Annotated in this window: 5 protein-coding genes; 1 reads left to right on the plus strand and 4 read right to left on the minus strand. The window is 34.7% G+C overall.

The genetic code is table 11. The features are described from left to right. From ACIR131C_RS22600 to ACIR131C_RS0111820, 4 genes are all read right to left on the minus strand, one after another. Positions 1 to 1,596: SNF2-related protein (locus tag ACIR131C_RS22600; RefSeq protein ID WP_196811759.1), on the minus strand; the 1,596-nt coding region annotated here is incomplete at its 3' end. A gap of 41 nt (positions 1,597 to 1,637) precedes the next feature. Next, positions 1,638 to 2,006, minus strand: coding sequence for a hypothetical protein (locus ACIR131C_RS0111805; protein WP_028090356.1), 369 nt, complete (start codon positions 2,004 to 2,006; stop codon positions 1,638 to 1,640). A gap of 219 nt (positions 2,007 to 2,225) precedes the next feature. Continuing rightward, positions 2,226 to 2,861: a hypothetical protein gene (locus ACIR131C_RS0111815; RefSeq protein WP_028090358.1), complete on the minus strand. Its 636-nt coding sequence runs from the start codon at positions 2,859 to 2,861 to the stop codon at positions 2,226 to 2,228. A 322-nt stretch (positions 2,862 to 3,183) separates the two neighbouring features. Continuing rightward, positions 3,184 to 3,534, minus strand: coding sequence for a hypothetical protein (locus ACIR131C_RS0111820; protein WP_028090359.1), 351 nt, complete (start codon positions 3,532 to 3,534; stop codon positions 3,184 to 3,186). Between the two features lie 231 nt (positions 3,535 to 3,765). Between ACIR131C_RS0111820 and cdf31 the strand changes: the two genes are divergently transcribed. Further along, complete coding sequence (cdf31, locus tag ACIR131C_RS0111825; protein WP_028090360.1) at positions 3,766 to 4,662, plus strand: CDF family zinc efflux transporter Cdf31; 897 nt, start codon at positions 3,766 to 3,768, stop codon at positions 4,660 to 4,662. The last annotated feature ends 229 nt before the right edge of the window (positions 4,663 to 4,891 follow it).

Consider the following 4,891-nt stretch of genomic DNA (forward strand, 5'->3'; position numbering starts at 1 on the left):
CATTTCATAATATCTTCCATCCAATGAACATAACTGATTTGTTGACACATAGAGATATTCCACTTTTTGAGGTGGTTTTACTTGAGGAAATATAATTCCTTGCGCTGCTAAATCTAATTTATATTCAATAATATTTTCTAAATCTGTTCTAGTTCTTCTAATAGTAATAGGTTCAATCACCTTACTCCTAATTTCTCCATAAATTGCTCTGAGTTTATTCACATCTAATTCTTCAAATCGTTTCAAACTTTTATACTGTTCCATTAAAGGATTGAAAAAAGCAGTTAAATTTGTAATTGGTAGTGTTGACTGTCTAGCGTCTTGAAACATTTGAATTTGATAATAAATGTCATCTGGACGATTATTTAAAGGTGTCGCAGATACTAAAATTACTTTTTTTTGATTACCGGGAATTAAACCCTGATTTATTCTGGGACTTTTACAAATTAATTGCAAGTTTTGAAAAGCACCAGTTTTATGATGACGAAATTTATGGGCTTCGTCAACTATCACTAAATCATATTCTTCCTTGTTCCAATAATCTTGATGTTGTGTTAATATCTTATCAAGACTACCATTAGTGATAAACTTGGTATATTTGTCAATATTAAAATATTTGAAAGTGTTTTTCCAGTTCTTTTCTACTGCTGGAGGATAAACAACTAATATTTTAGTATTGTTTCTGCCATTTTCCATTAAAAACTTTTTAGCTACCATAGCTGCAATTACGGTTTTACCTAATCCCACCACGTCAGCTAAAATAAAGCCATTGTGCTTAATCAACATATTAAAACCTTGATTTACAGCATCAACTTGATAAGAAAGTTTTTTAAAATTTTCCGGTAAATCACCAATGTAATCAGCATCATAATTAATATTTTCGCCAACATATTCACTAAAATATTCACTCAGCAATTTTATATATAATTCAAAGGGAGTGGTTTCTGCATTCAAATAAGTTTCTTTAGTGATATCTTTAATATCAACTGGTAATATATCAACAGATTCAACCCAAAGTTTCTCAAATTCTGTAGTCGCAAATTGCACATCCTCATATTCCGTTAATTGCACATTAAACTCATAATTATAAAAATTTCCCCCACCCAAACCTGCATCTGTGAGATTAGAAGAACCAGTTATGACCGTAGCTGGTGTATGTTGATTAAATGGTTCAGGACGTAAAATATAAACCTTCGCGTGGATGTTTTTTTCTGGATGTGCTTTGACTTGAATTTTGTTTTGAATTATGTCATCAATAAATTGTAAAATCCCTTGTTCAGTCTCTTGATCATAATTAGCACCTTGAATATCTTTTTGAATTTCCCGAATAAAATCTGCTCTTGTCCTTTCCTCTTGTTTAAAAAATTCCAGCCCTGATTTTTGAGCATTAGCGAGCATTTGATCAACATTAATTCCTACTAATATTCTAATCTGGGGAACTTTGTCTAAAAATGGTCTAATCCTAAAATAACCTGATGCTCTAAAATATCCTACCAAAGCATCAAAATATTGAATATGAGGATTATATGTAAACACCCCTGCAAACTTGTTAATTAGGGTATTTTCTTCGCTATTAGTAAAAAATTTTGTTGACATATTAATGTTTTTAGATATTCTTCCCCCCATTCTCCATAATATTACTTTTTAAAGCTAAGTAGGTGAACGGAAAAAAACCGACATAAGTAACGAAAAGTAAAGTTGAAACCTAGTACCCTGCGTACCCTGTACCCTGTACCCTGTACTGGAAGTAAATCACATTCTAACCAAGCATTAACAAAGGTACTTTTTCCGGCTTTTTCTAACCCGACTACTGCAATGCGAAATTCACGTTTTTTGAGTCTTTCTAGTTGACGACGTGCGGGTTGTGCTTCTTGGATGAGTATTTCTTGTAATTTGGTGGGAATTTCTGTTGGTATGAGGTTGATTAAATCTACCGCACGTCTTTGGATGTTTAACGCTTCGGTGAGACGGGTTTCGTAGTAGGAAGATGCTGTTTTCCAGTCCATTTTGTAGATAGTCCTTAAATGCGGTTAAATTTTTCTAAACCAGAAAGATCCATAAGACATTTTAATTCCTCAATATAACCTTGCACATTTTCAGAGAGATTTTCTTTCAAGGAATAACGCGTCTTTTTATTAATCACGTTTTGACCATCATTAATATTGATTTTGATATAAACTTCCCGTTTACTATCAGATAATGGAGCGTCATCTGTGGTGTTTAATTTAACTGTTGAGTTGGCATCTGTAGTACATAGAAAATATATCAATAAGAGTTTTCTCCAAGTAAAAACCTGGTTGTTGTTTTGACTTTCCTGTAAAGGCTTGCTGAATCTCTATATCTAATCTTTCAAAAGGCTCTCTGAGTTGTGTGGTGCTAAATTCTAATAAACGCTCAAGTGCGAATCTACTTTGTTCTATCTTTTTACATTCTTGTTGATAGTTTTCTTGCCAACTATTAAGAATTGCTGTTGTTGTTTGTAAAGCCCATTCTTTGATAGCATTTCCAGCAGCAATATTAAAACGATCTATCATTTGTGGAATGACTAACTGGGGAAAATGTTTATTAATATGTTCCTTTAAATTTTGCTGAAATTCTTCTCCATAGGAATTTTGCCATAATGCTTCAGCAACTCTCTTTCTATCGTGTCTAGTCCATTTTTCTGTGTTACGGTTCAAATCTCCTAATATATCTTTTCCAATTAGTGTTTTAAAATGTGTATCCGCTTTCTCACACGCATTAAAACTGTAGTTATCATCGGAATTTTGTATTTGAATGGATAATAGGGCAGGCCACGTACTCAGTCTTACTACTTCCAAATTTTCAATTTCTGGCGTATAGTCCTTTAATCGTTCCGTCAATTCATTTTTAATATCACGAATAGCTTTTTCTACAAAGCGATTTTCTGATTCTGGCCAATACTCATTACTTGGTTACTTTGGGTGTTGTCTAGTTAAAAATCCTATTACATAGTATATACATAGAATGTTTCATAAAGCAAGTCCAAGCAAAAAATAGCTTAGTAACAATAGCTCCACCGGAATTTGGTGACAAGTTTAGTCAGGGGTGCTAACTTATCTGGTTATCTCACCCCCATACTCTGTATAGGAGTGAGATATACGCACATTTAATTTTCACCAGATGTTTATTGGCAAAAATTCCCCTTCTTCCCTACTACCTAATTTAAAACTGCTCTAAATACTGATTAAGATCCTCAATAACGCGGGTAAGTTCCGCTTCTGTTGTCAACCGAATACCTAAATTGCGAATTGTTAACAAAACTTTAGCCGCAAAGGGAGTAGGCCAGATATTAGGATTACAAAATATCTCCACAAATACATCCCCAGTATAACGATATTCCAGAGAAGGTTGGGGGCTGACTTTACCTGTACCTGGGGTGGTTTTAGCAGCAACAGCTTTGAGGCTTTTCATTAATTCATTGATTTCTGCTTTTAATTCTTGCGCTGCTTGGGGTGAAAAACTGAAGGAAACAGAACCTTCTACTAGATTTAGTGTTAAAGGTACAAAAGACATAAGCTACTTATTAAAAATAATTCGTAATTATCCATATTACCTCAAGATGCTCCCAGATACCCGACTTGTCAAAGAAGTTGAGAATCTTTTTCTGTAATAAAGATATTAATTCCTAATTAGCAACTTTTGACCTATTTCCTGTATATTTATTCCTAGAAATAAATACCTATTGTTGTACAGCAAGAGAATAAATTCTCCATTCTTTTTTCCACAAATCACAATTATAAATATATGACTTACGATAACCGCACTGAAGTTAGGAAAGTTTTAATTATCACTCTCCTGCTGAATGTATTCGTCATGGGTTTAAAAGTCGTTGTAGGTTATTGGACAGGTTCTTTAAGTTTACTGGCGGATGCTTTACATAGTGTGACGGATAGTGCTAATAATGTCTTAGGATTAGTTGCTATTAAGTTTTCTTCACCATTACCAGACCGAGAGCATCCTTATGGACATAATAAATTTGAAGCAGTGGGGGCTTTAGGTATCGCGGCATTTTTAGGTATAGCCTGTTTTGAAATTGTCCAAGGTGCAGTAGAAAGAATTATCAAAGGTGGTGAACCTGTGAAAGTATCACCTATAGAACTGTGGTTATTACTGATTGTGTTAGGAGTAAATATTTTTGTCGCCTTTTATGAGCGCAATGTCGGGAGAAGAGTCGGTAGTTCGATTTTAGTCGCTGATGCTACCCATACCATGAGTGATGTGTGGGTGACAATCTCCGTTATTGGTGGTTTAATTGGGGTTTGGTTGGGTTATCAGTTGTTAGATGTGCTACTGGCTTTCCCGGTGGCTTTACTGGTATTTTGGAGTGGTTGGTCAGTTTTAAAAGAAAATTTACCTTGGCTGGTAGACCAAATGGCGATCGCTCCAGAAATAATTCATACAATCGCAGTTTCCGTACCTGGTGTCCTTAACTGTCATGATATCGCCTCCCGTGGTGTAATTGGCCGTCAAGTATTTATAGAAATGCACTTAATTGTAGATGCACGCGATGTAGAGACTGCTCATATTATCACCGAAGAAGTAGAAAGACAACTAGAAGAACGTTTCAGTCCAGTGAGGATTTTAATTCATGTTGAGCCACCCGCATATCAGTCGGAGCGCATAACCTTTGAATCTGAGTAAACACTGCTATTAATAGTTAGTTGTTTCTACTAGATAATATTTTTCACCTGTTTATATAGTAAAGTAAACACAGATATAGCCATTCCCATTCAAGTGAGGTACAAGCAGTAATAATTAAACGCAGATAAACGCAGATAAACGCAGATAATTTTGTACTTCATTAAACGGCGTTGCTGATTAAGAGTATGATTTTATTTCACGCAGAGGCGCTTCAGGCGCAGAGAGTAAA

The sequence above is a fragment of the Dolichospermum circinale AWQC131C genome (assembly GCF_000426905.1).
Classification (GTDB): Bacteria; Cyanobacteriota; Cyanobacteriia; order Cyanobacteriales; family Nostocaceae; genus Dolichospermum; species Dolichospermum circinale.

Coding starts and splice junctions, on each gene's coding strand:
- cdf31 (WP_028090360.1), top strand. CDS start 3,766: ATGACTTACGATAACCGCACTGAAGTTAGGAAAGTTTTAATTATCACT.
- ACIR131C_RS0111820 (WP_028090359.1), bottom strand. CDS start 3,534: ATGTCTTTTGTACCTTTAACACTAAATCTAGTAGAAGGTTCTGTTTCC.
- ACIR131C_RS0111805 (WP_028090356.1), bottom strand. CDS start 2,006: ATGGACTGGAAAACAGCATCTTCCTACTACGAAACCCGTCTCACCGAA.